The organism is Pseudomonas sp. P5_B3, assembly GCF_056400405.1.
The window spans coordinates 58,020-81,903 of sequence record NZ_JBFULI010000033.1 but is presented as its reverse complement, the minus strand read 5'-3'; the positions used below and the strand labels follow the sequence as shown (position 1 = coordinate 81,903).

Genomic DNA, 23,884 nt, shown 5'->3' with positions numbered 1-23,884 from the left:
GTCGACGCGGTGCTCAGACGTCTGATTGAGCCCCTTCAAACCACGCCAGTTTCTCGCGCAGTTGCACCACTTCACCCACGATCACCAATGTCGGCGCATGCACTTCATGCTCCGCCACCAGCCGTGGCAGGTCCGCCAGGGTGCCGGTAAACACCCGCTGGTTGACCGTGGTGCCCTGCTGGATCAACGCTGCCGGGGTATCGGCACCGCGACCATGCTTGATCAACTGTTCGCAGATGATCGGCAAGCCCACCAGCCCCATGTAGAACACCAGGGTTTGCGCCGGGGCCACCAGATCGGCCCAGGGCAAATCGGTGGAACCGTCCTTCAGGTGCCCGGTGACAAAGCGCACCGACTGCGCATAATCACGGTGAGTCAGCGGAATCCCGGCGTAGGCCGCGCAACCGCTGGCCGCCGTGATCCCCGGCACCACCTGGAACGGGATGCCCTGGGCCGCCAGTTCTTCGATCTCTTCACCACCACGACCGAAGATGAACGGATCGCCGCCCTTCAATCGCACCACACGCTTGCCTTGCCTGGCCAGATCCACCAATTGCTGATTGATCTGATCCTGCGGCACCGCGTGATCGGCGCGACGTTTGCCAACGTAAACCCGCTCGGCGTCGCGACGGCACAGTTCGATAATCGCCGGCGCCACCAGGCGGTCGTATAACACTACGTCGGCTTGCTGCATCAAACGCAAGGCGCGGAAGGTCAACAGGTCGGGATCGCCCGGCCCCGCGCCCACCAGATAGACTTCGCCGGTTGCCACCGGCGCTTGGCCATCAATCTTCGCCTGCAACAAGCGCTCGGCTTCAGCGCCCTGCCCGGCCAGCTGGCGGTCGGCAATCGGTCCCTGGAAAACATCTTCCCAGAACGCCCGACGCTGCTGTACATCCGGAAACAGGCCTTTGACCTGATGACGAAAACGCGCCGCCAGACCAGCCAGGTGACCGTAGGTGGAAGGAATCCAGGTTTCGATCTTGGCGCGGATCAGACGTGCCAGCACCGGCGCATCGCCGCCGCTGGACACCGCGATGATCAGTGGCGAACGGTCGACGATGGCAGGGAAGATCACGCTGCACAGGGCTGGCGCGTCCACCACGTTGACCGGCACGCAACGCCGATGGGCATCGGCGGAGACTTGTGCGTTCAGCGCTTCGTCGTCGGTGGCGGCAATGATCAGCCCGCAACCGTCCAGGTCCGTTTCGGTGTAGCCGCGCAACAGGCACTCGCCACCGCTGCCGGCAACCAGTTCGCGCAGTTGTGCTTCGATTTCAGGTGCAACCACCCGCAGCAGCGCACCGGCATCGGCCAGCAGGCGGGATTTGCGCAAGGCAATCTCCCCTCCACCGACGACCAACACACGACTGCCGCGAAGGTTGTGAAACAGCGGCAGATAGTTCATTTAACCGATGACCTCGAGGCCACCCATGTACGGCTTCAGGACCTCAGGCACACGGATCGAACCGTCGGCCTGCTGATAGTTCTCCAGCACCGCCACCAGGGTACGACCGACTGCAAGACCGGAGCCGTTCAGGGTGTGCACCAGTTCCGGCTTGCCGGTTTCCGGGTTGCGGAAACGCGCTTGCATGCGGCGGGCCTGGAAGTCGCCGCAGTTGGAGCACGACGAGATTTCGCGGTACTTGTCCTGGCTCGGGATCCACACTTCCAGGTCGTAGGTCTTGACCGCGCTGAAGCCCATGTCGCCGGTGCACAGCGCCAGGGTGCGGTAAGGCAGTTCCAGCAGTTGCAGGACTTTCTCGGCGTTGGCGGTCAGGCCTTCCAGCGCTTCCATCGACTGCGACGGCTCGACGATCTGCACCATCTCGACTTTGTCGAACTGGTGCTGGCGGATCATGCCGCGGGTGTCGCGACCCGATGCGCCGGCTTCACTGCGGAAGCACGGCGTGTGGGCAACGAACTTGATCGGCAGCAGTTTCGAATCGACGATTTCGCCGGCGACGATGTTGGTCAGCGACACTTCGGCGGTCGGGATCAGATACAGGTCGGCTTCGCCTTCGCGCGCGATCTTGAACAGGTCTTCTTCGAACTTCGGCAGTTGACCGGTGCCTTGCAGCGCCGGTGCCTGGACCAGATAAGGCGTATAGGCCTCTTCGTAGCCGTGCTCGGTGACGTGCAGGTTGATCATGAACTGCGCCAGGGCACGGTGCAGACGGGCAATCGGGCCGCGCAGCAGGGCAAAACGGGCGCCGGACAGCTTGGCGGCGGTTTCAAAGTCCAGCCAGCCGAACTTCTCGCCCAGGGCCACGTGGTCCTGAACCGGGAAATCGAAGGCTGTCGGGGTGCCCCAGCGGCGCACTTCGACGTTGCCGTCTTCGTCTTCGCCGACCGGCACCGATTCGTGCGGCAGATTGGGGATACCCAGCAGGATCGAGTCCAGATCGGTCTGGATCGCGTCCAGTTCGACTTTACCGGCGCTCAATTCGCCCGCCATACGCTCGACGTCCGCCATCAGCGGCGCGATGTCTTCGCCACGCTGCTTGGCCTGACCGATGGATTTGGAACGCGCATTACGTTCAGCCTGCAGTGCTTCGGTGCGGGTCTGGACGGTCTTGCGCTGTTCTTCCAGCGCTTCGATGCGCGCAACATCCAGGGCATAGCCACGGGATGCCAGGCGGTCCGCTACGTCCTGAAGGTTGCTACGTAACAGTTTGGAATCGAGCATGTCGGTTTCTCGTTTATCAAAGTTTGGTCAAGGACAGGCCGGCCCAGGTTGCAAGCAGCCCGCCGAATACGCTGAGCGCCGCATAGCCCAGGGCCAGCGGCACCTGCCCGCTTTCCAGCAGGCGCACCGTATCCAGTGAAAAGGATGAAAAAGTCGTCAGCCCCCCGAGGAAGCCAACGATCAACCCGGCGCGAATCTCAAAAGGCACCTCCGGGCGTATCAAAAACAGACCGTATAGAACACCGATCAGCAAACAGCCCACGATATTAACGGCCAGCGTCGCGGTATAGAAGTGCCGTGGCCAATTCGCGTTGATCCAGTTGCCCGCGGCAAAGCGCAACAGCGTACCGGCCATCCCGCCGACGGAAACCGCAACGATCGCTGGAAGCACTATTTTCTCCGCTGCCGGGGGCTTGAACGGTCGAGTTTCGCCAGGTGATTGAGCTTTTCGCCGATCTTCAATTCCAGGCCACGGGGCACGGGCTGATAGAACGGGATCGGGTCGAGTTCTTCCGGGAAATAGTCTTCTCCGGCGGCGTAGGCGTCCGGCTCATCGTGGGCATAGCGGTATTCATCGCCGTAGCCCAATTGCTTCATCAGCTTGGTCGRTGCGTTGCGCAGGTGCAGCGGCACTTCCAGCGAGCCGTGCTCGGCGGCGGCGCGCAGTGCGGTCTTGAAGCCCATATAGACCGCGTTGCTTTTCGGCGCACAGGCCAGATAGGTGATGGCCTGGGCCACCGCCAGTTCGCCTTCGGGGCTGCCGAGGCGCTCCTGCACTTCCCAGGCCGCCAGGCACAGGCTCAGGGCGCGTGGGTCGGCATTGCCGATGTCTTCGCTGGCCATACGCACCACTCGCCGGGCAAGGTACAAGGGGTCGCAACCGCCGTCGATCATCCGCGCGAACCAATACAAGGCTCCGTCGGGGTTGGAACCGCGCACCGATTTATGCAGCGCGGAAATCTGGTCGTAGAACGCTTCGCCGCCCTTATCGAACCGCCTGCGGGTATCGCCGAGCAGGCTTTGCAGGAGCTCGGTGCCGATTTCGCTGTTGTCTTCGGCGAGGTCCGAGGCGTTTTCCAGCAGGTTGAGCAGGCGCCGGCCATCGCCATCGGCGGCCGACAACAGCATCTGGAAGCCTTCGTCGCTGAGGGTCAGGTTGCGCTTGCCCAGGCCACGTTCTTCGGTCAGCGCGCGCTGCACCAGTTTGCGCAGGGCCGCTTCGTCGAGGCTCTTGAGCACATAGACACGCGCCCGGGAGAGCAAGGCGTTATTGAGTTCAAACGAAGGGTTTTCCGTGGTCGCGCCGATGAAAATCAGTGTGCCGTCTTCAACGTACGGCAGGAACGCATCCTGCTGGGACTTGTTGAAGCGATGCACTTCGTCGACGAACAGAATGGTGCGGCGGCCGTACTGCGCGGCCTGCTGCTTGGCGATTTCCACCGACTGGCGGATCTCCTTGACCCCGGCCAATACCGCCGAGACCGTTTCGAAGTGCGCATCCGAGACTTCCGCGAGCAATCGCGCCAGGGTGGTTTTGCCCACGCCGGGCGGACCCCAGAAAATCATCGAATGCAGGACACCCTGCTCCAGCGCCTCGCGCAAGGGCTTGCCGCGAGCGAGCACGTGTTCCTGACCGACGTACTCGTCCAGATTGGCCGCACGCAGGCGGGCGGCCAAGGGCTGGGCGATGGGGGCGCTGCGAAACAGATCCATGACTATCTCTGAAACCTCAATTGAACATCGCCCCCCCTGTAGGAGCGAGCCTGCTCGCGATGGACTCAAGAACACCGCTGGGTGTCAGGCTGCCAACGTTATCGTTGACGTCCATCGCGAGCAGGCTCGCTCCTACAGGGGTTTGCGTGTTACTCCTGGATCACGTCCGCCCCTTTCGGGATATCGAACTTGAACTTGGACGCCGGGATCGGCTCGTTGGCCTTCACCCCGGTGAACAGGATATTGGTGCGCTGACCAACGCTGTCGATCAACTGCATGTCGTTGACCAGACCGTTGCGGAACGACAGGCGCAGGCTGTCAAACAGGGTGTCCTTGGTTTTCGGCTTCAGGGTGAAATCGATCACGCCGCCGGCTTCCTTGGCGCTGATGTCGAAGCTCTGGCTGATCTTGGACACGTCACCGGACAGCAGCAACGCTGGGGTCTGGGTCAGGCGCTGGTCAAGCTTCTTGATGGTGGCCTGTTCCAGGTCCGGGTCCCACAGGGTGACTTTCTTACCATCGGAGATCATGGTCTGCTCGGCCGGCGCATCGGTGTGCCAGTAGAACAGGCCCGGACGCTGCAGCGACATCTCGCCAGCGGTTTCCTGCAACTGGGTGCCGGTGCCATCAAGGGTCAGTTGCGAGAAACGTGCAGTCAGGGTCTGGGATTTTTCCAGCAGTTGGGTCAGGCGTGCCACGTCCTTGTCATCGGCGTGGGCCGAAAGCGTGGTCAGAGCCAGTACCGGCAGCAACAGCATGCGGATCAGACGCATGGGAGTCCTCATAACATTCGTGGGAGTTCGGGCGGCGCCAAAGGCACCACCCTTTTCATACTCGGGTCAGTCGCGCACCGGGCCCGGGGCCAGGACTTCACGCGAACCGTTGGTGTTCATGGACGTCACGACCCCGGCCATTTCCATGGCTTCGATCATGCGCGCGGCGCGGTTGTAGCCGATCTTCAGCTTGCGCTGGACCGCGGAAATGGAGGCGCGACGACTTTCCAGCACGAACTGGACCGCTTCGTCGTACAGAGCGTCGGCCTCTGGATCGTCTCCGTCGCCGCCACCGCTGCTGCCTTCGAAGCCGCTGCCCGCCTCTTCGACGCCATTGAGGATGTCGTCGTTGTATTCCGGCGCACCCCGCAGCTTCCAGGCTTCCACCACGCGGTGAACCTCATCGTCGGACACGAATGCACCGTGAACACGAATCGGCAGGCTGGTACCCGGCGGCATGTACAGCATGTCACCGTGGCCCAGCAGTTGTTCGGCACCGCCCTGATCGATGATGGTCCGCGAGTCGATCTTGCTCGACACCTGGAACGCCATGCGGGTCGGGATGTTGGCCTTGATCAGACCGGTGATCACATCCACCGACGGACGCTGGGTCGCAAGAATCAGGTGGATACCGGCCGCCCGCGCCTTCTGGGCGATACGGGCGATCAGTTCTTCAACCTTTTTGCCGACGATCATCATCATGTCGGCGAATTCGTCGACTACGACCACAATGGTCGGCAGCTTTTGCAGGAGCGGCGCTTCGTCGTGGATGCTTTCGCGCTTGTACAACGGATCGCTCAACGGCTCGCCGGCGTCCTGGGCTTCCTTGACCTTGGCGTTGAAGCCCGACAGGTTTCGCACGCCCATCTTGGCCATCAGCTTGTAGCGCCGCTCCATCTCGGCAACGCTCCAGCGCAGGGCGTTGGCGGCGTCCTTCATGTCGGTGACCACCGGGCACAGCAGGTGCGGAATGCCTTCGTAGATCGACAATTCCAGCATTTTCGGGTCGATCATGATCAGCTTGGCGTCTTCCGGGCCGGACTTGAACAGGATCGACAGGATCATCGCGTTCACACCCACCGACTTACCGGAACCGGTGGTACCGGCCACCAGCAAGTGCGGCATTTTCGCCAGGTCAGTGATGACCGGCTTTCCGCCGATGTCGTGGCCCAGGGCCAGGGTGACCGGGGATTTGAAGTTGTCGTACTCGGGGGTCGACAACACCTCGGAGAAGCGCACGATCTGCCGGTCTTCGTTGGGAATCTCGATACCGACGGTGGTCTTGCCCGGAATCACTTCCACCACGCGCACGCTGGTCACGGCCAGGGAACGGGCCAGGTCTTTGGCCAGGTTGGAAATGCGGCTGACCTTGACGCCGGCCGCCGGCTGGATTTCGTAACGGGTAATCACCGGCCCCGGGTGAATCGAGTCCACTGTAACTTCAACGCCGAATTCCTTGAGCTTGATTTCCAGCAGGTGGCCAACCGCCGCCAGGGATTCAGGCGAGTAATTGAGCTGTTTCTTTTCCGCCGGATCGAGAATCGAGATCGGCGGCAAGGTGCCTTCGACGGCGCTGTCGACGAACAGCGGCGTCTGCTTCTCTTTTTCGACGCGCTTGCTCGGTGCGGCAGGCTTTGGCGGCGCGGGTGCAATCACCGGTGGCACCTGCTTCTCGCGCTCGGACATGTGCTTGCTCAGGGCTTGCTCACGCTCGATCAACCGCTCCTTGACCTTGGCCTGCTCGCGCTTGTCGGTGACGGTCGGCGCGACCACTTCATCCATACGGTCGTCGACTTCACGCAGCTGTGCGACCAGTTGCTTGCGCTCGGTACGGGCCGCCCACCAGCGATTGGCCGCGCCCTGGAACAGTTCGAACAGGTCGAGGGTGATCTTGCCGGTGATGTCCATCACCCTGAACCACGACAGGTCGGTAAACACGGTCAGGCCGAACAGGAACAACGCAATGAACAGCAGCGTACTGCCCTGGATATTCAGGGCGTTCCTGGCCAGGTCGCCGAGGCTTTCGCCCAGCGCACCGCCCGCACCGGCCGGCAGACCGGTCGCGGCATGGAAATGGATATGGGCCAGAGCGGCGCCCGACAGCACCAGGAACACCAGACCGATCAGGCGCCAGGAAAACAGCCAGCCACTCCACTGCCACGGTTCGTGACGCTGACGGAAGATCTGGTACGCCTTGATCGCCAGCAGCAACGGGAAGATGTAGGCGAAGTAACCCAGCACCATGAACAGGATATCGGCGCTGTAGGAGCCCGCTGGACCGCCGAAGTTCTGCACGTCGTCGATCTTGCTGTTATGACTCCAGCCCGGATCATCCTTGCCATAGGTCAACAAGGCCATCATCAGGAACAGGCACAAGGCACCGATGGCGATCAGCGCACCTTCCTTGAGTCGGTAGTGCAAGTGCTGGCGCCAGAGCGGAACGACGGCTGGTTTAGGTGCTGCGGTGGATTTCTTCAAAACGCTTCTTTTCCTGCGCCATGGGCGCGTCCATCTGTTGAATGACTATAAAAACTGCCGAAAACTGCCCAATCCAGGCAGGTAAAAAAGTTAACACGTGTTACCGGGACTACTTTTAACACTGTGCCCCGGTTTTTATAAACACGGCGCGCAATGAATATAGGTAACACGCAGGGCATTGTACGGGTTTGTACGCACGACGCCATGCTTGAGCCCCTTGGGTGTAGCATAGTCAACAGCGCATGACATGCCGCTCAATTTGAGCATGCATTCTCTTTTGTGACAAAGGCTTATGAGGTGTTTTTATGAGCGAAGCGAAGCATTCACGCCTGATTATCCTGGGCTCCGGCCCTGCCGGTTACAGCGCAGCCGTTTATGCCGCCCGCGCCAACCTCAAGCCCGTTGTCATTACTGGCATACAGGCAGGTGGCCAGCTCACCACCACCGTCGAAGTCGACAACTGGCCAGGCGACGTCGAAGGCCTGACCGGACCGGTGCTGATGGACCGCATGCAAAAACACGCCGAGCGCTTTGCCACCGAGATCATTTACGACCACATCCATACCGCCAAGTTGCAACAACGGCCGTTCGAACTGATCGGCGATGGCGCAACTTACACCTGCGACGCACTGATCATTGCCACCGGCGCTTCTGCGCAATACCTGGGTTTGCCATCGGAAGAAAGGTTTGCTGGCAAAGGGGTTTCGGCGTGCGCGACATGCGATGGATTTTTCTATCGCAATCAGGTGGTTGCGGTGGTCGGCGGCGGTAATACGGCGGTCGAGGAAGCTTTGTACCTGTCGAACATCGCCAAGGAAGTGCACCTTATCCATCGACGCGACAAGCTGCGCTCGGAGAAGATCCTCCAGGACAAACTCTTCGAAAAGGCCGCCAACGGCAATATCCGCCTGCACTGGAACCAGAATCTGGACGAAGTGCTCGGCGATGCCAGCGGCGTGACCGGCGCCCGCCTGCGGGACAGCCACACCGGCGAAACCAGGGAACTGCCACTGGCCGGGGTGTTTATCGCCATCGGCCATAAACCCAACACCGACCTGTTCACGGGCCAACTGGAGATGCGCGACGGGTATCTGCTGGTCAAGGGTGGCAGCGAAGGCGATGCCACCGCTACGGCGATTGCCGGTGTGTTTGCCGCCGGTGACGTGGCCGACCACGTTTATCGCCAGGCCGTTACGTCTGCCGGGGCCGGTTGCATGGCGGCGCTGGACGCCGAAAAATACCTCGACGACATTCCTGCCGTTTGAAGGCACACTTTACGGCGGGCCAACACCCGCCACTGCCCTCCCCTTCTGCAAGCCCGGATGCCATGCTGACTTGGTTACAACGCAATACCTTGCATTTCCCACCGCTGGAAAAGGCCATGCGCGACCCCAACGGGCTGCTGGCTGCCGGTGGCGATCTGTCCGCCGATCGGCTGGTCTCGGCTTATCGCCACGGCTGCTTCCCTTGGTTTTCCGAAGGCCAGCCGATTCTCTGGTGGTCTCCGGATCCGCGCACGGTTCTGTTTCCCGACGAATTGCACGTCTCACGCAGCCTGAACAAACTGCTGCGCCAGCAACGCTATCAASTGACCTTTGACCAGGACTTCGCCGCCGTTATCCGCGCCTGTGCCGCGCCCCGGGATTACGCCGACGGCACCTGGATCACCGAGGCCATGCAGGACGCTTATATCGAGTTGCACAGGCGCGGACACGCCCACTCGGTGGAAGTGTGGGACGGAGACGAACTGGTCGGCGGGTTGTATGGCCTGGCAATGGGCCAGCTGTTTTTCGGCGAGTCCATGTTCAGCCTCGCCGACAACGCTTCGAAATTCGGTTTTGCCACCTTGGTGCGGCATCTGAAAGACTCGGGGTTTGTGCTGATCGACTGCCAGATGCCCACCGACCACCTGCACAGCCTGGGCGCCCGCGCCATTCCTCGCCGTGAATTTGCCAGCTATCTGGCCAGGCACCTGGACCAAGCCAACACCGCCACCTGGGTTTGCTGAGCGACTTTCTCCCGTGTGGCTTACACTTATTCAAAAGCATTATCCCGAGGGTTGATCATGACCGAGTTGGCGCGTTTGAAGTTCTATGCCACTCAGCCGCACTCTTGCAGTTATCTGCCCGATGAGCAGGCCACAACCCTGTTCCTCGACCCTAGTCAGCCCATGGATGTGCATGTCTATGCAGACCTGTCGGAGATGGGGTTTCGTCGCAGTGGCGACCATCTCTACCGGCCGCATTGCCAGAATTGCAATGCGTGCGTTCCGGCGCGTATTCCCGTGGGACAGTTCACGCCCAACCGGCAACAGAAACGCATCTTCAAGCGCAACGCGGATTTGCAGGTGCGTCCCGCCAGGCCCGGCTTCAACGAAGAGTACTTCGACCTTTACCAGCGCTATATCGAACAGCGTCACGCCGATGGCGACATGTACCCGCCAAGTCGCGACCAGTTTTCGACATTCCTGGTGCGGGACCTGCCGTTTTCACGCTTTTATGAGTTTCGCCTGAACGGCCGGCTGCTGGCCGTCGCCGTCACCGATTTACTGCCGAACGGTCTTTCGGCGGTCTACACCTTCTACGAGCCCGCCGAAGAGCGTCGCAGCCTTGGGCGCTACGCAATCCTCTGGCAAATCGCCGAGGCCAGCCGGCTCGGGCTGGAGGCGGTCTACCTCGGCTACTGGATCAAAAACTGCAAAAAGATGAACTACAAGACTCAATATCGCCCCATTGAGTTGCTGATTAATCAGCGCTGGGTGGTTCTAAACTAGAGCCAGCCCTAAACCCCTTGGCTTAAACCCCACTTTTCGGGCACAATGCACGCCGCTTTTGCCTGGCGCAGTTGCACCGGGCCATTCATTGGACACCGAGGGCTTTACTGCATGTCGAAAGAAGACAGCTTCGAAATGGAAGGCACTGTCGTCGACACCCTGCCCAACACCATGTTTCGTGTGGAGTTGGAAAATGGGCACGTCGTAACCGCGCACATCTCCGGCAAGATGCGCAAGAACTACATCCGCATTCTTACCGGCGACAAAGTGCGCGTCGAGCTGACGCCCTATGACTTGAGCAAAGGGCGCATCACTTACCGCGCTCGCTAATCAGGTCAATACAAGACGCCCGGCTCATGCCGGGCGTTTTTGTTTGTCTGCGATTTAGCGACCACAACACAAAACCCTGTGGGAGCGAGCTTGCTCCCACAGGTTTTGATGTGCATTTTGCAGACAACAAAAAGGCGCCTCCCGGCGCCTTTTTGTTTTGCTTCTGAACGTCAGGCCATCTCGGCCGTGGTCTCGAACTCGAAGGTCAGCTCGCCGTCCTTGATGTCGATGTGCACCACACCGCCATGTTCGGCCAGTTCGCCAAAGAGAATCTCCTCCGCCAGCGGACGCTTGATCTTGTCCTGGATCAGGCGAGCCATTGGGCGAGCACCCATTGCCGCGTCGTAGCCACCTTCGGCCAGCCAGTTGCGGGCCGCATCGGTGACTTCCAGCAACACTCGCTTGTCTTCCAGCTGCGCCTGAAGCTCGGTAAGGAACTTGTCCACCACGCTCTTGATGACCTCATGGCTGAGGCGACCAAACTGGATGATGGTGTCCAGACGGTTGCGGAATTCCGGCGTGAAGCTCTTCTTGATCACTTCCATCGCATCGGACGAGTGATCCTGATAGGTGAAACCGATCGAAGCGCGGGCTGCGGTTTCGGCACCGGCGTTGGTCGTCATGATGACGATCACGTTACGGAAATCCGCCTTGCGTCCGTTGTTATCGGTCAACGTACCGTGATCCATGACCTGCAGCAGCAAGTTGAAGACTTCCGGATGCGCCTTCTCGATCTCATCGAGCAACAGCACGCAGTGTGGCTGCTTGGTGATGGCTTCGGTCAGCAGACCACCCTGATCGAATCCGACATACCCTGGAGGCGCACCGATCAGACGCGATACGGTGTGGCGCTCCATGTACTCGGACATGTCGAAACGAATCAACTCGACACCCAACGCCTTGGCCAACTGACGCGCCGCTTCGGTTTTACCGACACCGGTCGGCCCTGCGAACAGGAACGAACCGACAGGCTTGTCAGGGGACTTGAGGCCGGCACGGGACAGCTTGATCGCGGTTGCCAGCGAGTCGATCGCGGCATCCTGACCGAACACGGTCAATTTCAGGTCACGCTCGAGGTTACGCAGCAGCTCCTTGTCGGAACTGGTGACGTGCTTGGGCGGAATCCGCGCGATTTTCGCGACGATGTCCTCGACCTGAGGCACTTCGATGCGTTTAACGCGCATCTCGACCGGTTGCAGGCGCTGGTAGGCACCCGCCTCGTCGATCACGTCGATCGCCTTGTCCGGCATATGCCGGTCGTTGATATAGCGCGAAGCCAGTTCGGCGGCGGCGCGCAGGGCTTCATCGCTGTACTCGATGTTGTGATGCTGTTCGAAGCGCCCCTTTAGACCGCGCAGGATACCGATGGTGTCTTCCACGGAAGGCTCCGACACATCGACCTTCTGGAAGCGCCGGGCCAAGGCACGGTCCTTCTCGAAGATGCCGCGAAATTCCTGGAAGGTGGTCGAACCGATGCACCGGATATCACCCGAGGACAGCAGCGGCTTGAGCAGGTTCGAGGCATCCATGACACCACCGGACGCGGCACCGGCACCAATGATGGTGTGGATCTCGTCGATGAACAGGATCGCCTGCGGACGTTTTTTCAATTCATTGAGCAACGCCTTGAAGCGCTTCTCGAAATCGCCACGGTACTTGGTACCGGCCAGCAAGGCACCCAGGTCAAGGGAGTAAACCACGCTGTTGGCCAGCAGGTCCGGCACCTGGTTGTCGACAATGCGCTTGGCCAGGCCTTCGGCAATCGCGGTTTTACCCACGCCCGCCTCGCCCACCAGCAGCGGATTGTTTTTGCGCCGGCGCGCGAGAATCTGCGCGACACGCTCGACCTCCAGCTCACGCCCCACCAACGGATCGATACGACCCTGGCGCGCCAGCTCATTGAGGTTGCTGGCATAAGCATCCAGGGGATTGCCCGAGGAAGAAGACTCACCACCCTCGTCGTCTTGCATATCTTGCTCACCTTCAGAGTGATCGCCATGCCCCGGCACCTTGGAAATGCCATGGGCGATGTAGTTGACGACATCTATACGGGCAACGCTCTGCTGTTTCAGCAGGAACACCGCCTGACTCTCTTGCTCACTGAAGATCGCGACCAGCACGTTGGCACCGGTCACTTCGCGTTTGCCCGAGCTCTGTACGTGAAACACAGCACGCTGCAGGACACGCTGGAAGCCCAGGGTTGGCTGGGTTTCGCGATCCTCGTCATGCACGGGGATCAATGGCGTGGTGGAGTCGATGAACTCCTGCAGGTCATGCTTGAGTTTGTCGAGGTTTGCGCCGCACGCACGCAAAACGGTGGCGGCAGCCTCATTGTCCAATAGGGCCAGCAAGAGGTGTTCGACGGTCATGAACTCATGACGCTTCGAACGGGCTTCCTTGAAGGCAAGATTGAGGGTGACTTCGAGCTCGCGGTTTAACATAGCTTCACCTCATACCCAAGTGGTCGGCGATTAACCGTCCTTCTCGATTTCACAGAGTAGCGGATGCTGGCTTTCCCTGGCGTACTGGTTGACCTGCATGGCCTTGGTCTCGGCGATGTCGCGGGTAAACACTCCACATACTGCCCGCCCTTCTGTGTGGACGGCCAGCATGACCTTGGTCGCCAGCTCGCGATTCAGGTTAAAAAACACCTCGAGCACTTCGACCACGAAATCCATCGGTGTGTAGTCATCGTTGAACAAAACCACCTTGTACATCGGCGGCGCCTGCAGTGCAGGCTTTGCCTCCTGAACAGCAATGCCTGTGGAATCGTCGTCGTGTAAATCAGGGCGATCCTGATTGAATGTTAGTCGAATCTGGCTGATTGCATGCATGGAAAGAAAGGTTCGTCAGTTGTTCAAATACAGTGGTGGGGGCGGCTATCAGCGTTTTCAACTCCGACTGCCCGGTCAGCTTGACTATCGGCAAAACGGTGTTACAACCAATAGAGCCCACAGTGGGTAAAAAAGGTCCGCGGAGTCAATCTTATTTACAGATTCGACTGCGGATGTACTGGATGATACTCCAGTGATGGAGTCTGTTGCAGAGGGAGTTGGGTATGTCAGGCGGCAAGGTCAGCGGCAAGGTCAAATGGTTCAACAACGCCAAGGGTTACGGTTTCATCGTCGAGGACGGCAAGACAGAAGATCTGTTTGCCCACTACTCCGCCATCCAGATGGAAGGTTATAAAACCCTGAAAGCCGGGCAAGCTGTCGTATTCGACATAATCCAGGGCCCCAAAGGCCTGCACGCGGTCAACATCGGCAACCCGGTGGATGCCTCGAAAGCGACGGCATCCGCCCCGCAACAGACCGTTACGGCGTAAGACCACACCGTCATCCCGCCATAAAAAAACCGCCTGACTCAAATTCTTGAATCAGGCGGTTTTTGTGTGCCTGCGTTTTCTTACATGTGCGAGATAAGCGCATCACCGAAGCCGGAAGACGACACCAGCTTGGCGCCGTCCATCAGACGTTCGAAGTCATAGGTCACGGTCTTGGCGGAAATCGCGCCGTTGGTGCCCTTGATGATCAGATCGGCTGCTTCGGTCCAGCCCATGTGGCGCAGCATCATTTCAGCGGAGAGGATCAGCGAACCGGGGTTGACCTGGTCCTTGCCGGCGTACTTCGGTGCAGTACCGTGGGTGGCTTCGAACATGGCCACGGTGTCGGACAGGTTGGCACCCGGCGCGATACCGATACCGCCCACTTCCGCCGCCAGGGCGTCGGAGAGGTAGTCGCCGTTCAGGTTCAGGGTGGCGATCACATCGTACTCGGCCGGGCGCAGCAGGATCTGCTGGAGCATGGCGTCGGCGATCGCATCCTTGACGATGACGTTCTTGCCGGTTTTCGGGTTCTTGAACTGCATCCACGGACCGCCGTCGAGCAGGGTCGCGCCGAACTCTTCAGCCGCCACTTCGTAGGCCCATTCCTTGAAGGCACCTTCGGTGAACTTCATGATGTTGCCTTTGTGCACGATGGTCAGCGAATCGCGGTCATTGTCGACCACATATTGCAGGGCCTTGCGCGCCAGACGCTTGGTGCCTTGCAGGGATACTGGCTTGACGCCGATGCCGCAGTTTTCGTCGAAACGGATCTTGGTCACGCCCATTTCTTCTTTAAGGAACTTGATGACCTTGGTGGCTTCCGGCGTACCGGCCTTCCACTCGATGCCGGCGTAGATGTCTTCGGAGTTCTCACGGAAGATGGTCATGTCGACATCGCCCGGCTTCTTGACCGGGCTCGGCACGCCTTCGAACCAGCGCACCGGGCGCAGGCAGACGTACAGGTCGAGTTGCTGGCGCAGGGCTACGTTCAGGGAACGGATGCCGCCACCGACCGGGGTGGTCAGCGGGCCCTTGATGGAAACCACGTAATCCTTGACCGCGTCCAGGGTTTCCTGAGGCAGCCAGGTGTCCTGATCGTAAACCTGGGTCGCTTTTTCCCCGGCGTACACTTCCATCCAGGAAATCTTGCGCTCGCCACCGTAAGCCTTCTTAACAGCAGCATCGACAACCTTGATCATGACCGGGCTGATGTCGACACCAATGCCGTCGCCTTCGATGAAGGGGATGATCGGGTTATTAGGAACATTGAGAGAATGGTCTGCATTGACGGTGATTTTGTCGCCGACGGCTGGAACCTGAATCTTCTTGTAACCCATGCTGAACTCCATTGATTGGATTGAACATCTGGCTTGGTTCGAGCGTAACCCAGTTGAATCGGCGCGCAAACCCTATGTTCCGTCCATCTGCCGCAAAGCCTTGCAACTCGCGAGCTACAAGCTTGAAAGCAAAGGGAAAAACGCCAAACTCAAGCACGACGAATGACCTTGTGCCCTGCTCGCCCCTGCGACCTTTAGACCAATGGACGACATTCGTTGCGTATGAACCATCGGCAGATTGCCAGCTACCTATGTATAATGCCGCCGCTGACTAAAGGGTCACGACGGACTGAACAGCCTGCTGCTTGATAAATAGCGACGAGTGTTTCAGCCCAAAACCGGTCTGTTACCGCAGCCCGACTGCTTGACGCCCTACTGATGCACCCAACATCACAGCAACGAAACCTCGATATTCGGCTCATGGATGACTTTGAACGAACGCGCTTACCCGGCGCCCTCGAGTTTCTGCGCACGCTTTAGCAAAGAAGAGAGAGTTAATCCGAATATGCCCACCCGCTCGAAGATCATCTATACCTTCACCGACGAAGCTCCTGCCCTCGCCACCTATTCACTGTTGCCTATCGTAGAGGCGTTCACCGCCTCGGCTGATATCGCCGTTGAAACCCGCGATATCTCTCTTGCAGGGCGCATCCTGGCCAGCTTCCCCGAGCAACTGGGCGACAAAGCCGTAGCCGACCACCTCGCCGAACTGGGCGCCCTGGCCGTTACGCCTGAAGCCAACATCATCAAATTGCCGAACATCAGCGCCTCGGTTCCGCAACTGCAAGCCGCGATCAAAGAGCTGCAAGCTCAAGGCTTCGCACTGCCGGACTACCCTGAGACCGTCACCAGCGACGCCGACAAAGAAGCCAAGGCGCGCTACGACAAGATCAAGGGCAGCGCCGTGAACCCGGTTCTGCGTGAAGGCAACTCCGACCGTCGCGCTCCGTTGTCGGTCAAGAACTACGCACGCAAGCACCCGCACAAAATGGGCGCGTGGGCCAAGGACTCCAAGTCCCACATCGCGCACATGAACACCGGCGATTTCTACGGCAGCGAAAAGGCCGCCCTGATCGACGCCGCTGACGCCGTGAAAATCGAACTGATCGCTCAAGACGGCACCGCCACCGTCCTGAAAGAAAAGACCAGCGTACAAGCCGGTGAGATCCTCGATTGCGCGGTACTGAGCAAAAACGCCCTGCGCAGCTTCATCGCGGCCGAAATCGAAGACGCCAAGGAACAAGGCGTGCTGCTGTCGGTTCACCTGAAAGCCACCATGATGAAGGTCTCCGACCCGATCATGTTCGGCCAGATCGTTGCCGAGTTCTATAAAGACGCGCTGGCCAAGCACGCTGACGTGCTGGCACAGATCGGCTTCAACCTGAACAACGGCATCGGCGACCTGTACGCGCGCATCAAGGCCCTGCCTGCCGAGCAGCAAGCGGCCATCGAAGCTGACATCCAGGCGGTCTACGCCGTTCGCCCTTCCCTGGCGATGGTCAACTCCGACAAAGGCATCACCAACCTGCACGTGCCGAGCGACGTGATCGTCGACGCCTCGATGCCGGCGATGATCCGTGACTCCGGCAAGATGTGGGGCACCGACGGCCAGCTGCACGACACCAAGGCCGTGATCCCGGATCGCTGCTACGCGACCATCTACCAGGCAGTGATCGAAGACTGCAAGGCCAATGGCGCGTTCGATCCGACCACCATGGGCAGCGTGCCAAACGTTGGACTGATGGCGAAGAAAGCCGAAGAGTACGGCTCCCACGACAAGACTTTCCAGATCAAGGCTGACGGCGTTGTTCGCGTCACCGACAGCAAGGGCAACCTGTTGATGGAACAGGCTGTCGAGGCCGGCGACATCTTCCGCATGTGCCAGACCAAAGACGCACCGATCCAGGACTGGGTCAAACTGGCCGTCAACCGTGCTCGCGCAAGCGCGACCCCGGCGATTTTCTGGCTGGACCCGATGCGCGCCCACGACGGCGTGGTGATCGAGAAAGTTCAGGCTTACCTGAAGGATCACGACACTGCCGGCCTGGACATCCAGATCATGGCGCCGGTCGACGCGATGAAGTACACCCTGCAGCGCACCCGCGATGGCAAAGACACCATTTCGGTGACCGGCAACGTACTGCGTGACTACCTGACTGACTTGTTCCCGATCATGGAACTGGGCACCAGCGCCAAGATGCTGTCGATCGTGCCGCTGATGAATGGCGGTGGCCTGTTCGAAACCGGCGCTGGCGGCTCCGCACCGAAGCACGTGCAGCAGCTGCTGGAAGAGAACTTCCTGCGCTGGGATTCGCTGGGTGAATTCCTCGCCCTGGCCGCGTCCCTGGAACACCTGGGCGTGACCTACAACAACCCCAAGGCGCTGGTGCTGGCCAAGACCCTGGACCAGGCCACCGGCCAGTTCCTGGACAACAACAAGTCGCCATCGCGCAAAGTCGGCAACATCGACAACCGCGGCAGCCACTTCTACCTGGCGCTGTACTGGGCTCAAGCCCTGACTGCCCAGACCGAAGACGCTGCACTGCAAGCGCAGTTCGCGACCCTGGCCAAGACCCTGACCGAGAACGAGGCGACCATCGTTGCCGAACTCAACGCCGTTCAGGGCAAACCAGTGGACATCGGCGGTTACTACCACGCCGACGCCGAGCTGATCAGCAAGGCCATGCGCCCAAGCGCAACCTTCAACGCGGCTGTCGCTGCGCTGGTGTAAGGTTGTAAGGAAGCACCACAAACCCCGGCCCCGTGCCGGGGTTTGTGTTTTCAGAATTCACACAAACCCATTGTAGGAGTGAGCCTGCTCGCGATGGCGGTANACCGCCATCGCGAGCAGGCTCACTCCTACATTGGACTGTGTTTCAACTTTGGAATTTGAGGACATCTCATGGACTGGAAACCCCACATCACCGTAGCAACCATCGTCGAAGACAACGGCCGCTTCCTGATGGTCGAAGAGCTCAAGAGCGGACGCACGGTACTCAACCAACCCGCCGGCCACCTGGACCCGAACGAAACCCTGACCGAAGCCGCCATTCGCGAAACCCTCGAGGAAACCGGCTGGGACGTCGAACCGACCGGCGTACTGGGCATTTACCTCTACACCGCCCCGAGCAACGGCGTAACGTACCAGCGGGTCTGTTTCATCGCCAAACCACTGAAACACCACGCGGATTATCAACTGGATGAAGGCATCGTCGGCGCCAAGTGGTTGACCCGCGAGGAGTTAATCGAGCAGCGCGACAATTGGCGCAGCGAGCTGATCATCCGTTGCATCGATGATTATCTGGCAGGCATTCGCTTCGACCTCGAACTGATCCGTCCTTCTCTTTAGCCATGCGGCCCCGAGCCTGATAGAATCGCGTCCTTTTTCAAGACACTCATTGAATCCCTATGCGTGATCCAGCCCCTTCTGACACACAAAAGAAGCGCGTCATTGTCGGCATGTCCGGCGGCGTGGACTCCTCCGTTTCCGCCCTCCTGCTGATCGAGCAGGGCTATGAGGTGGAAGGCCTGTTCATGAAGAACTGGGAAGAGGACGATGGAACGGAATACTGCACCGCCATGGATGACCTGGCGGACGCCCAGGCCGTGTGCGACAGGATTGGCATCAAGCTGCACACCGCCAATTTCGCCGCCGAGTACTGGGACAACGTGTTCGAGCATTTCCTGGCCGAATACAAGGCCGGACGCACGCCGAACCCGGACATCCTGTGCAACCGTGAAATCAAGTTCAAGGCGTTCCTCGACTACGCCATGATGCTGGGTGCCGACCTGATCGCCACCGGTCACTACGTGCGTCGCCGCGACATCGACGGCCGCACCGAACTGCTCAAGGGCCTGGACCCGAACAAGGACCAGAGCTACTTCCTGCACGCCGTCGGCGGTGAACAGATCGCCAAGACCCTGTTCCCGGTCGGCGAGCTGGAAAAACCGCAGGTGCGCGCCATTGCCGAGAAATACGAGCTGGCGACCGCGAAGAAGAAGGACTCCACCGGGATCTGCTTTATCGGCGAGCGCCGCTTCAGCGACTTCCTCAAGCAGTACCTGCCAGCGCAACCGGGCGAGATCAAGACCACCGAAGGTGAAGTCATCGGCCGTCACCACGGCCTGATGTACCACACCATCGGCCAGCGCCAGGGCCTGGGCATTGGCGGGCTGAAAGATGCCAGCGATGAGCCGTGGTACGTGCTGATCAAGGACCTGGAACACAACGAGCTGATCGTTGGCCAGGGCAACGATCACCCGTGGCTGTTCTCTCGTGCCCTGCTCGCTTCCGATATCTACTGGGTCAACCCGATCGACCTGAGCCAGCCACGCAAGCTGACCGCCAAGGTTCGTTATCGCCAGAGCGACCAGCCGTGCACCCTGGAGAAAACCGCCACGGGTTATCGCGCAACCTTCGATGATCCGCAACGCGCGGTCACTCCGGGCCAGTCCGTGGTGTTCTACGATGGTGAAATCTGCCTCGGCGGCGGCGTGATTGAAGTGGCGGAGCCGTGGACGAGCAAGGGCCAGGCCCTATGAACCCGATTCAGGAGCAACTGACAGCACTGGGCGGCGTGTTTCTCGCCGCCGTGCTGGTGGACAGGATTGCCAAGTCAGGCCAAACCAACGAAGCCGGACTGACCTGCATGCTCGGCAGCCTGCTGATTCGCGACCCCAAGGACACACTCGAAGTCTACGGCGGTGACGACATCAACCTGCGCGAAGGCTATCGCGCACTGATCGGCGCCCTCGAACGCGATCCAAGCGCCCTGCAGCGCGAACCGCTGCGTTATGCCCTGGCCATGCTCGGCCTTGAGCGTCAGCTGGCCAAGCGCAACGACATGCTCGACGTGATCGGCAAGCGTCTGCCGCAGATTCAGTCCCAGGTCGAACACTTCGGCCCGGCCCACGAAAACGTGATCGCTGCATGCGGCGCACTGTATCAGGACACCCTGAGCACCCTGCGCCAACGCATCCAGGTGCACGGCGACATGCGCAACCTGCAACAACCGAGCAACGCCTCGAAAATTCGCGCCCTGCTGCTGGCCGGCATCCGTTCGGCCCGCCTGTGGCGGCAATTGGGCGGTCATCGCTGGCAACTGGTGATCAGCCGCCGCAAATTGTTGAAAGAGCTTTACCCATTGATGCGTAACGAATAACCCGCATCGACAGCACCGAACTCAGCAATACGCGTAATACGCCGGTCAGTTGGCGACGGACCGGCGGATTTTTTCATGTATGATACGCGCCCCATTTCGTTGCCCGACTGTCCGAGAACACCCCATGCAGCTCTCTTCGCTCACTGCGGTTTCCCCTGTTGACGGCCGCTACGCCGGCAAAACCCAGGCCCTGCGCCCAATTTTCAGCGAGTACGGCCTGATCCGTGCCCGCGTTCTGGTTGAAGTGCGCTGGCTCCAGCGCCTGGCCGCTCACCCTGCCATCAGCGAAGTGCCGGCGTTCTCCGCCGAAGCCAACGCTGTGTTGAACACCCTGGCGGAAAATTTCTCTCTGGAGCACGCCGAGCGCGTCAAAGAGATCGAGCGCACCACCAACCACGACGTCAAGGCCATCGAATACCTGCTCAAAGAGCAGGCGGCCAAGCTGCCGGAACTGGCCAAGGTCAGCGAGTTCATCCACTTTGCCTGCACCAGCGAGGACATCAACAACCTGTCCCACGCCCTGATGCTGCGCGAAGGCCGTGATGACGTGATGCTGCCGCTGATGCGCCAGACCGCCAACGCCATCCGCGAACTGGCGATCCGCTTCGCCGACGTACCGATGCTGTCGCGCACCCACGGTCAACCGGCCTCGCCGACCACCCTGGGCAAAGAACTGGCGAACGTGGTTTACCGCCTGGAGCGCCAGATCGCTCAAGTCGCTGCCGTTCCGCTGCTGGGCAAGATCAACGGCGCTGTCGGCAACTACAACGCCCACCTGTCGGCCTACCCCGAGATCGACTGGGAAGCCAACGCCCGCGCCTTCATCGAAGACGAGCTGGGCCTAGGCTTCAACCCGTACACCACGCAGATCGAACCGCACGACTACATTGCCGAGCTGTTCGACGCGATCGCCCGTTTCAACACCATCCTGATCGACTTCGACCGCGACATCTGGGGCTATATCTCCCTGGGTTATTTCAAACAGCGCACCATCGCTGGCGAAATCGGTTCGTCGACCATGCCGCACAAGGTCAACCCGATCGACTTCGAAAACTCCGAAGGCAACCTGGGTATCGCCAACGCACTGTTCCAGCACCTGGCGAGCAAACTGCCAATCTCCCGCTGGCAGCGCGACCTGACCGACTCCACCGTACTGCGCAACCTCGGTGTCGGCTTCGCCCACAGCGTGATCGCGTACGAAGCCAGCCTCAAGGGCATCAGCAAGCTTGAGCTCAACGAGCAGAAGATTGCCGCTGACCTGGACGCTTGCTGGGAAGTCCTGGCCGAGCCGATCCAGACCGTGATGCGTCGCTACAACATCGAAAACCCGTACGAAAAGCTGAAAGAACTGACCCGCGGCAAGGGCATCAGCCCAGAAGCGCTGCAGACTTTCATCGACGGCCTGGACATGCCAGCCGCCGCCAAGGCCGAGCTGAAACTGCTCACCCCGGCGAACTACATCGGCAACGCTGTAGAACAAGCCAAGCGCATCTGATCGACCGCTAGACCCTTTTAAGACGCCCGGCCGCGCCGGGCGTTTTTATTCCCGTCTGAAAAGTGCATTTTTTCAATAGGTTACACATGAATCCTGATATTCCTCTTCAACTTCTGGGCGGCATCACGGCACGGGAATTCCTGCGCGACTACTGGCAGAAAAAACCACTGTTGATCCGCCAGGCGATTCCTGATTTCGAAAGCCCGATCGACGCCGACGAACTGGCCGGCCTGGCGCTGGAAGAAGAAGTCGAATCGCGACTGATCATCGAGAATGGCGAGCGTCCGTGGGAACTGCGTCGCGGCCCGTTCGCCGAAGATGAGTTCAGCAAGCTGCCTGAACGTGACTGGACCCTGCTGGTTCAAGCCGTGGATCAGTTCGTCCCGGAAGTCAGCGAACTGCTGGAAAATTTCCGCTTTCTGCCGAGCTGGCGCATCGACGACGTGATGATCAGCTACGCCGCGCCGGGTGGCAGCGTTGGTCCGCACTTCGACAACTACGACGTGTTCCTGCTGCAAGGCCACGGCAAGCGCAACTGGAAGATCGGCCAGATGTGCAACACCGAAAGCCCGCTGCTGGCCCACGCCGACCTGCGCATCCTCGCCGAATTCGAAGCCACCGACGAATGGGTGCTGGAACCGGGCGACATGCTCTACCTGCCACCGCGCCTGGCCCACTGCGGCGTCGCCGTTGATGACTGCATGACCTACTCGGTTGGTTTCCGCGCGCCGAGCGCCGCTGAAGTACTGACCCACTTCACTGACTTCCTCAGCCAGTTCCTGTCGGACGAAGAACGCTACACCGACGCCGACGCCTTGCCGACTGCCGATCCTCACCAGATCCAGCGCGACGCACTCGACCGCCTCAAAGGCCTGCTGGCCGAGCACATGAGCGACGAGCGCCTGCTGCTGACCTGGTTCGGCCAGTTCATGACCGAGCCACGCTACCCGGAACTGGTGGTGGGCCCGGAAGACGTCGAAGAAGACGACTTCATGTCCGCCCTGGAGCAAGGCGCGATCCTGATTCGCAACCCGAGCGCACGCCTGGCGTGGTCCGAAGTCGATGACGACCTGCTGCTGTTCGCCAGCGGCCAGAGCCGTTATCTGCCAGGCAAACTGCGCGAACTGCTGAAGATGATCTGCGCCGCCGACGCTCTGCACGCCGACAACCTCGGCGAATGGCTGAGCGACGAAGACGGCCGCGGCCTGCTGTGCGAACTGGTCAAGCAAGGAAGCCTGGGGTTCGCCGATGAATAAAATTCACGTACGTGTCGCAGACTGGCAAAAGGACAACGCCGAGATCCGGCGCATTCGTGAAGCGGTGTTCGTCGCCGAGCAATCCGTTCCGCCAGAACTGGAATGGGACGCCGATGACATTGATGCAGTGCATTTCCTCGCTTACGAAGGCGACTTTCCGATCGGCACAGCCCGCCTGTTGCCCGACGGCCACGTCGGCAGGGTATCGGTACTCAGAGACTGGCGCGGCCTGAAAGTCGGCGATGCACTGATGCAAGCGGTCATCGGTGAAGCCGAAGAGCGCGGGCTCAAACAGCAGATGCTCAGCGCCCAGGTACAAGCCACGGCGTTCTATGAGCGCCTGGGCTTTCACATGGTCAGTGAAGAGTTCCTGGAAGCCGGGATTCCGCATGTGGACATGGTGCGACATTCGGCCTGATACCGAGTCGCGGCCATCGCGAGCAGGCTCRCTCCTRCAAGGATTGCGCTAGACCTTGCAGGAGTGAGCCTGCTCGCGATGAGGCCCTGAAGCACACCACAAAACGCCCCGACATCTCACGATGCCGGGGCGTTT

The 23,884-nt window shown here is 60.1% G+C and carries 22 protein-coding genes; 13 read left to right on the top strand and 9 right to left on the bottom strand.

From position 1 onward, the window contains the following. Positions 1-13: 13 nt before the first annotated feature. The 6 genes from cysG to AC1DRN_RS19430 all read right to left on the bottom strand — a co-directional run bounded on the left by cysG (position 14) and on the right by AC1DRN_RS19430 (position 7,653). Positions 14-1,408, bottom strand: coding sequence for a siroheme synthase CysG (cysG, locus tag AC1DRN_RS19455; RefSeq protein WP_223461595.1), 1,395 nt, complete (start codon positions 1,406-1,408; stop codon positions 14-16). Next, complete coding sequence (gene serS, locus AC1DRN_RS19450; protein ID WP_223461593.1) at positions 1,409-2,689, bottom strand: serine--tRNA ligase; 1,281 nt, start codon at positions 2,687-2,689, stop codon at positions 1,409-1,411. A gap of 16 nt (positions 2,690-2,705) precedes the next feature. After that, on the bottom strand, positions 2,706-3,080 hold the full coding sequence (crcB, locus tag AC1DRN_RS19445) for a fluoride efflux transporter CrcB (protein ID WP_223461591.1): 375 nt from the start codon (positions 3,078-3,080) through the stop codon (positions 2,706-2,708). Further along, positions 3,080-4,402 (bottom strand): replication-associated recombination protein A, encoded by a 1,323-nt coding sequence (locus tag AC1DRN_RS19440; protein ID WP_477786776.1) that lies wholly within the window; start codon positions 4,400-4,402, stop codon positions 3,080-3,082. The genes crcB and AC1DRN_RS19440 overlap by 1 nt, the downstream gene beginning before the upstream one ends. A 149-nt stretch (positions 4,403-4,551) precedes the next feature. Continuing rightward, positions 4,552-5,175 (bottom strand): outer membrane lipoprotein periplasmic chaperone LolA, encoded by a 624-nt coding sequence (gene lolA, locus AC1DRN_RS19435; protein WP_223461587.1) that lies wholly within the window; start codon positions 5,173-5,175, stop codon positions 4,552-4,554. Positions 5,176-5,241: 66 nt separating this feature from the next. Beyond that, positions 5,242-7,653 (bottom strand): DNA translocase FtsK, encoded by a 2,412-nt coding sequence (locus AC1DRN_RS19430; protein ID WP_223461585.1) that lies wholly within the window; start codon positions 7,651-7,653, stop codon positions 5,242-5,244. A gap of 305 nt (positions 7,654-7,958) precedes the next feature. On the opposite strand from AC1DRN_RS19430, the gene trxB reads away from it, so the two are divergent. The 4 genes from trxB to infA all read left to right on the top strand — a co-directional run bounded on the left by trxB (position 7,959) and on the right by infA (position 10,756). Continuing rightward, positions 7,959-8,918, top strand: coding sequence for a thioredoxin-disulfide reductase (gene trxB / locus AC1DRN_RS19425; protein WP_223461583.1), 960 nt, complete (start codon positions 7,959-7,961; stop codon positions 8,916-8,918). A gap of 62 nt (positions 8,919-8,980) precedes the next feature. Next, on the top strand, positions 8,981-9,661 hold the full coding sequence (aat, locus tag AC1DRN_RS19420) for a leucyl/phenylalanyl-tRNA--protein transferase (RefSeq protein WP_477786775.1): 681 nt from the start codon (positions 8,981-8,983) through the stop codon (positions 9,659-9,661). Between the two features lie 57 nt (positions 9,662-9,718). Beyond that, positions 9,719-10,426 carry an arginyltransferase gene (locus AC1DRN_RS19415; RefSeq protein WP_223461579.1) on the top strand — a complete coding sequence of 236 codons (708 nt, stop codon included), beginning with the start codon at positions 9,719-9,721 and terminating at the stop codon, positions 10,424-10,426. Between the two features lie 111 nt (positions 10,427-10,537). Then, a complete protein-coding gene (gene infA / locus AC1DRN_RS19410; RefSeq protein WP_002553999.1) occupies positions 10,538-10,756 on the top strand; it encodes a translation initiation factor IF-1 in 219 nt (72 codons plus the stop codon). A gap of 170 nt (positions 10,757-10,926) precedes the next feature. On the opposite strand, the gene clpA is transcribed toward infA, so the two are convergent. Then, positions 10,927-13,197, bottom strand: coding sequence for an ATP-dependent Clp protease ATP-binding subunit ClpA (gene clpA, locus AC1DRN_RS19405; RefSeq protein ID WP_223461576.1), 2,271 nt, complete (start codon positions 13,195-13,197; stop codon positions 10,927-10,929). A gap of 30 nt (positions 13,198-13,227) precedes the next feature. Beyond that, the gene (gene clpS / locus AC1DRN_RS19400) at positions 13,228-13,590 is read right to left on the bottom strand and encodes an ATP-dependent Clp protease adapter ClpS (protein WP_032829596.1); all 363 of its coding nucleotides are present in this window, start codon (positions 13,588-13,590) and stop codon (positions 13,228-13,230) included. 224 nt (positions 13,591-13,814) lie between these two features. On the opposite strand from clpS, the gene cspD reads away from it, so the two are divergent. Then, positions 13,815-14,081, top strand: a complete 267-nt coding sequence (gene cspD, locus AC1DRN_RS19395) for a cold shock domain-containing protein CspD (protein WP_223461574.1) — start codon at positions 13,815-13,817, stop codon at positions 14,079-14,081. Positions 14,082-14,161: 80 nt separating this feature from the next. Here cspD and icd read toward each other — a convergent pair whose 3' ends face one another. Further along, positions 14,162-15,418 carry an NADP-dependent isocitrate dehydrogenase gene (gene icd, locus AC1DRN_RS19390; RefSeq protein WP_075947937.1) on the bottom strand — a complete coding sequence of 419 codons (1,257 nt, stop codon included), beginning with the start codon at positions 15,416-15,418 and terminating at the stop codon, positions 14,162-14,164. Here icd and AC1DRN_RS19385 point away from each other — a divergent pair. The 8 genes from AC1DRN_RS19385 to AC1DRN_RS19350 all read left to right on the top strand — a co-directional run bounded on the left by AC1DRN_RS19385 (position 15,417) and on the right by AC1DRN_RS19350 (position 23,749). After that, the gene (locus AC1DRN_RS19385) at positions 15,417-15,584 is read left to right on the top strand and encodes a hypothetical protein (RefSeq protein ID WP_223461572.1); all 168 of its coding nucleotides are present in this window, start codon (positions 15,417-15,419) and stop codon (positions 15,582-15,584) included. The genes icd and AC1DRN_RS19385 overlap by 2 nt on opposite strands. Positions 15,585-15,923: 339 nt before the next feature. Next, positions 15,924-18,149, top strand: a complete 2,226-nt coding sequence (locus AC1DRN_RS19380) for an NADP-dependent isocitrate dehydrogenase (protein WP_223461570.1) — start codon at positions 15,924-15,926, stop codon at positions 18,147-18,149. 171 nt (positions 18,150-18,320) lie between these two features. Then, positions 18,321-18,767, top strand: a complete 447-nt coding sequence (locus tag AC1DRN_RS19375; RefSeq protein ID WP_223461567.1) for an NUDIX hydrolase — start codon at positions 18,321-18,323, stop codon at positions 18,765-18,767. A 59-nt stretch (positions 18,768-18,826) separates the two neighbouring features. Next, positions 18,827-19,960 carry a tRNA 2-thiouridine(34) synthase MnmA gene (gene mnmA / locus AC1DRN_RS19370; RefSeq protein ID WP_223461565.1) on the top strand — a complete coding sequence of 378 codons (1,134 nt, stop codon included), beginning with the start codon at positions 18,827-18,829 and terminating at the stop codon, positions 19,958-19,960. Further along, a complete protein-coding gene (gene hflD, locus AC1DRN_RS19365) occupies positions 19,957-20,580 on the top strand; it encodes a high frequency lysogenization protein HflD (RefSeq protein ID WP_108217855.1) in 624 nt (207 codons plus the stop codon). Before mnmA ends, hflD begins: the two co-directional genes overlap by 4 nt. Before the next feature lie 124 nt (positions 20,581-20,704). Next, positions 20,705-22,075: an adenylosuccinate lyase gene (purB, locus tag AC1DRN_RS19360; RefSeq protein WP_007972090.1), complete on the top strand. Its 1,371-nt coding sequence runs from the start codon at positions 20,705-20,707 to the stop codon at positions 22,073-22,075. 86 nt (positions 22,076-22,161) lie between these two features. Further along, positions 22,162-23,331 carry a ribosomal protein uL16 3-hydroxylase gene (locus tag AC1DRN_RS19355; RefSeq protein ID WP_223461563.1) on the top strand — a complete coding sequence of 390 codons (1,170 nt, stop codon included), beginning with the start codon at positions 22,162-22,164 and terminating at the stop codon, positions 23,329-23,331. Further along, positions 23,324-23,749 (top strand): GNAT family N-acetyltransferase, encoded by a 426-nt coding sequence (locus AC1DRN_RS19350; RefSeq protein ID WP_223461561.1) that lies wholly within the window; start codon positions 23,324-23,326, stop codon positions 23,747-23,749. The genes AC1DRN_RS19355 and AC1DRN_RS19350 overlap by 8 nt, the downstream gene beginning before the upstream one ends. The last annotated feature ends 135 nt before the right edge of the window (positions 23,750-23,884 follow it).

What these genes read in the sequence shown, in the direction of transcription:
- cysG (WP_223461595.1), bottom strand. Translation starts at nt 1,408, where the DNA reads ATGAACTATCTGCCGCTGTTTCACAACCTTCGCGGCAGTCGTGTGTTG.
- serS (WP_223461593.1), bottom strand. Translation starts at nt 2,689, where the DNA reads ATGCTCGATTCCAAACTGTTACGTAGCAACCTTCAGGACGTAGCGGAC.
- lolA (WP_223461587.1), bottom strand. Translation starts at nt 5,175, where the DNA reads ATGCGTCTGATCCGCATGCTGTTGCTGCCGGTACTGGCTCTGACCACG.
- trxB (WP_223461583.1), top strand. Translation starts at nt 7,959, where the DNA reads ATGAGCGAAGCGAAGCATTCACGCCTGATTATCCTGGGCTCCGGCCCT.
- AC1DRN_RS19415 (WP_223461579.1), top strand. Translation starts at nt 9,719, where the DNA reads ATGACCGAGTTGGCGCGTTTGAAGTTCTATGCCACTCAGCCGCACTCT.
- infA (WP_002553999.1), top strand. Translation starts at nt 10,538, where the DNA reads ATGTCGAAAGAAGACAGCTTCGAAATGGAAGGCACTGTCGTCGACACC.
- clpA (WP_223461576.1), bottom strand. Translation starts at nt 13,197, where the DNA reads ATGTTAAACCGCGAGCTCGAAGTCACCCTCAATCTTGCCTTCAAGGAA.
- clpS (WP_032829596.1), bottom strand. Translation starts at nt 13,590, where the DNA reads ATGCATGCAATCAGCCAGATTCGACTAACATTCAATCAGGATCGCCCT.
- cspD (WP_223461574.1), top strand. Translation starts at nt 13,815, where the DNA reads ATGTCAGGCGGCAAGGTCAGCGGCAAGGTCAAATGGTTCAACAACGCC.
- AC1DRN_RS19385 (WP_223461572.1), top strand. Translation starts at nt 15,417, where the DNA reads ATGCTGAACTCCATTGATTGGATTGAACATCTGGCTTGGTTCGAGCGT.
- icd (WP_075947937.1), bottom strand. Translation starts at nt 15,418, where the DNA reads ATGGGTTACAAGAAGATTCAGGTTCCAGCCGTCGGCGACAAAATCACC.
- AC1DRN_RS19380 (WP_223461570.1), top strand. Translation starts at nt 15,924, where the DNA reads ATGCCCACCCGCTCGAAGATCATCTATACCTTCACCGACGAAGCTCCT.
- AC1DRN_RS19375 (WP_223461567.1), top strand. Translation starts at nt 18,321, where the DNA reads ATGGACTGGAAACCCCACATCACCGTAGCAACCATCGTCGAAGACAAC.
- mnmA (WP_223461565.1), top strand. Translation starts at nt 18,827, where the DNA reads ATGCGTGATCCAGCCCCTTCTGACACACAAAAGAAGCGCGTCATTGTC.
- hflD (WP_108217855.1), top strand. Translation starts at nt 19,957, where the DNA reads ATGAACCCGATTCAGGAGCAACTGACAGCACTGGGCGGCGTGTTTCTC.
- purB (WP_007972090.1), top strand. Translation starts at nt 20,705, where the DNA reads ATGCAGCTCTCTTCGCTCACTGCGGTTTCCCCTGTTGACGGCCGCTAC.
- AC1DRN_RS19355 (WP_223461563.1), top strand. Translation starts at nt 22,162, where the DNA reads ATGAATCCTGATATTCCTCTTCAACTTCTGGGCGGCATCACGGCACGG.
- AC1DRN_RS19350 (WP_223461561.1), top strand. Translation starts at nt 23,324, where the DNA reads ATGAATAAAATTCACGTACGTGTCGCAGACTGGCAAAAGGACAACGCC.